Origin of the sequence: uncultured Pseudokineococcus sp. (assembly GCF_947499845.1) — a bacterium.
GTDB lineage: Bacteria > Actinomycetota > Actinomycetes > Actinomycetales > Quadrisphaeraceae > Pseudokineococcus.
Genome location: NZ_CANMPM010000045.1, coordinates 1 through 1,647, shown reverse-complemented (window position 1 = coordinate 1,647; position 1,647 = coordinate 1). Strand labels below are relative to the sequence as shown.

Sequence of the window (1,647 nt, the reverse complement as noted above, 5' to 3'; positions counted from 1 at the left end):
ACAGGGGCGATCAGTCATACCGGACCTGGCGACCAGGAACCCCCTCGACGAGGGAGCGCGAGGAAGGTAACGGGGCGCCGGTCGTCAGGCGTTCGCCTCGCCCTCCGGCGCCCACAGGCTCTGCCGGACGCCCAACAGCCGGTTGAGGCCGACGCCGACGACGGCGAGGAGCACGATCCCCGCGACGACCGTGGCGGCGTCCGCCGGGGTCGAGAAGACGCCGAGGGCGAAGAGGAGCGTCGTCGTGCCGGCCGGTGGGTGCTGGCACTTCAGCAGGGACAGGACGGCGGCGGTGAGGGCCACCGCGCCCGCGGCGGCGACGACGCGGGCGGTCGTCAGACCCTCCTGCGTGACGGGCGGGTCGTCGGCGAGGCCGAAGAGGTGAAGCGCCCCGAGGCCGGCCAGCAGGCCGACCCCGTGCCCGACGAGCACGTTGCGCGGCGCCGACGTCGGCTGGTGCGGGCTCTGCACGAAGAGCAGCAGCGTCGGCGCCAGGCTGGGGAAGAGCAGCGGCTGGCCGACGGCGACGCCGATGGCGCCGCAGAGCCCGAGGACGAGGAGGGCGACGGCGCCGGCGTACGCGGCGGGCCCCGCCTTCGGCGAGCGCTCCCGCGCGGCGGCGAGCAGGTCCGTGCGGCGGGGTGCCATGCCCCCACCGTCGCAGCCGGGAGAGGCCCCCTGCCCGCCGGCGGGCACGGCCTGCGCCCCCACGACCGCGGCGCCTGACGCGGGGCCGAGGCGAGAGGTCAGGGCCGACGAGGGGTCAGGGCCGACGAGGGGTCAGGGCCGACGAGGGGTCAGGGCCGACGAGGGGTCAGGGCCGACGGGTGATCAGGGCCGGCGCGCGCTCTTGCTCGCGTACATCGCGGCGTCGGCACGCCGCAGCAGCTCCTCCTCGCCGAGGGGGTCGTCCAGCTCGGAGGCGGAGGCGAGGCCCACCGAGCAGCCGGGCACGAGCACGTGGCCCTCGACCCGCAGCGGCTGCGCGAGCGCGGCCACGAGACGGGCCGCCACGGCGGCGCCCGCCGGCGCCCCGACGCCCTCGCAGAGCACCGTGAACTCGTCGCCGCCCCAGCGCGCGGCCGTGTCGCCCGGGCGCAGGTTCTCCTGCAGCCGGTGCGCCGTCTGCACGAGGACGGCGTCGCCGACGTGGTGGCCGTGCTCGTCGTTGACGGCCTTGAAGCCGTTGAGGTCGAGGAAGAGGACCGACGTGTCGTCCCCGGCCCGCCGCGCGCGGGCGAGCGCGTGCGCCAGCCGGTCGCGGAAGAGCGTGCGGTTGGCGAGGCCCGTGAGGGGGTCGTGCAGCGCCCGGTGGCTCAGCTCGGCCTCCAGGGCCTTGCGCGGACCGGCGTCCTCGACGTGGAGCACGAGGTGCGTCCCCTCGTCGGCGCCGCCGCCCAGGGGCGCCAGGGCCACGGTCGTCGGCACGACCGAGCCGTCGGGGCGCGTGAAGCGGACCTCCAGCGCGGTGCGGCCCGCCCTGGCGGCGGAGCGGCACGCCGCGCGCAGCGCCGCGGCGTCGTCGTGGCGCGCCAGCTCGGGCAGGTCGTGGCCCACGAGCCGCTCGGCCGGGCGGCTGAGCCCTGATCCACCGGTGGTGGGCGGCGTGGCGGGGGTGATGTAGGCCGGGGTGCCCCGGTGACCAGG

The 1,647-nt window shown here is 77.6% G+C and carries 2 protein-coding genes; both read right to left on the bottom strand.

The genetic code is table 11. The annotated features are described in order from the left end of the window. Positions 1-84: 84 nt before the first annotated feature. The gene (locus Q0789_RS16535; protein WP_298807082.1) at positions 85-648 is read right to left on the bottom strand and encodes an HPP family protein; all 564 of its coding nucleotides are present in this window, start codon (positions 646-648) and stop codon (positions 85-87) included. Between the two features lie 183 nt (positions 649-831). Then, positions 832-1,647: GGDEF domain-containing protein (locus Q0789_RS16530; RefSeq protein ID WP_298807081.1), on the bottom strand; the 816-nt coding region annotated here is incomplete at its 5' end.

Coding starts and splice junctions, on each gene's coding strand:
- Q0789_RS16535 (WP_298807082.1), bottom strand. CDS start 648: ATGGCACCCCGCCGCACGGACCTGCTCGCCGCCGCGCGGGAGCGCTCG.